Raw genomic sequence first — 1,312 nt, 5'->3', positions numbered from 1 at the left:
ATTCTATCTCATATTAATTGAGAAAAAATAAACTCTTGAATCGAATTTGTAACGCACTCTACTTAATCAAACAAAAAATGGAACAATATGGGGTTCCGCCACATCGCTATCAAGCTAAGATTTTAAAGTACCCCATGCCCATCAAGCTAACAGAACAGGTTGCCCCCAAAACGATAAAAATGAATTACAACAGATATGAATGGATTGGAGTTTACGACAAAAGGAAAAGCAGAAAAAGTGTTAGAATGAAAAGAACTGTACAAAGCAGATCAACCAAGAAAAGACAGGGGAATTTAGTAAGGAGAGAATAAAATTGAATGTAAAAAGAGTAGTAGAAAAGGGAAAATGGGTGTTAATGACGACTGGACTTGCTATCGTGTCCAGTCTCTTTTTTTCCTATATAAAAGGCTATTTTTGGATTGATACGGGCAATGCAGAACAAGTGAATGCAAAAGTAGAATTTAATGATTTAATTCTTTTGTATTTTTGGCTACAAGCCTGTATTAAAAATGTACACATGTGTAAATGTGGACATGTGTATATGTCTACATTTACACATTGTTAAATTACTCTCACATACTAGCAGATGCTTTTTTATTAAATCACCATTTCAATTGAAAATAAATCTTGCTTCTTTTATTATTTATACTATTCCAAAGTGCGGGCACCTACTTCAATTTTTCCAGTTCCATTATTATCGCTAACAACTCTGATTTTATATTTACCTTTTTTAAGGTAAAATTCATTCTTGTAAAATCCGCTCTTCGCCATACGCTCATCCATAATCACATTGTCCTTCGAATCTTTTAGATACCAATGTACACCACCAGTAGATTTATTTGTGATGCTAATCCTTACGTTTGCGTTTTTCGTATGTTCAAATGTTCTTGTTGTCGCTTCGCCATTCTTTAAAGTTAACTCTTGTTTAAGTGGAGTTGCTGCTTTTACCGCTTTGCTTTGTGAAATTTTTCCTGGTGTAACGCTTACATTTCCACTGCTTGCAAATGATGAGCTTGCTCCCATACCTGTTAAAGCTAAAGTAATTGCAGAAATAGCTAATGTTTTTTTCATAATAAAAATCCCCCTTAATATTTTTTCTGTTTACACAATAACCTTAACACGTTTTACAAATATTGTTAGTTTGTTCAACTTGATAAAATAATATTTGAATATTCAAAAATAAAAAATAATATTGATATATGGCATGTGGCGGTAACCCCTCGCTATCAAGCTAAGGTTTTACACTACCCATAAAGCAAAAAACTCCCCTTAATAGTGGGGAGTTTTTTGTATAATCTGCAACAGAAAAATT

1 protein-coding gene and 1 pseudogene are annotated in these 1,312 nt (G+C 32.7%); one reads left to right on the top strand and one right to left on the bottom strand.

Translation table 11 applies throughout. The features are described from left to right. Window positions 1-313 precede the first annotated feature (313 nt). Window positions 314-481: pseudogene (locus ACQGSG_RS28950) on the top strand (CPBP family intramembrane glutamic endopeptidase); the annotation flags it as partial. Window positions 482-648: 167 nt separating this feature from the next. Here ACQGSG_RS28950 and ACQGSG_RS28945 read toward each other — a convergent pair. After that, entirely contained in the window at window positions 649-1,071 is a 423-nt protein-coding gene (locus ACQGSG_RS28945; protein ID WP_426948746.1) for a hypothetical protein, read from the bottom strand. Window positions 1,072-1,312: the final 241 nt, after the last annotated feature.

The organism is Bacillus sp. GMa5/1 (assembly GCF_050172015.1).
GTDB classification, from domain to species: Bacteria; Bacillota; Bacilli; order Bacillales; family Bacillaceae_G; genus Bacillus_A; species Bacillus_A cereus.
The sequence above is the reverse complement of the archived record's forward strand: the minus strand, read 5'-3'. Positions and strand labels throughout refer to the sequence as shown.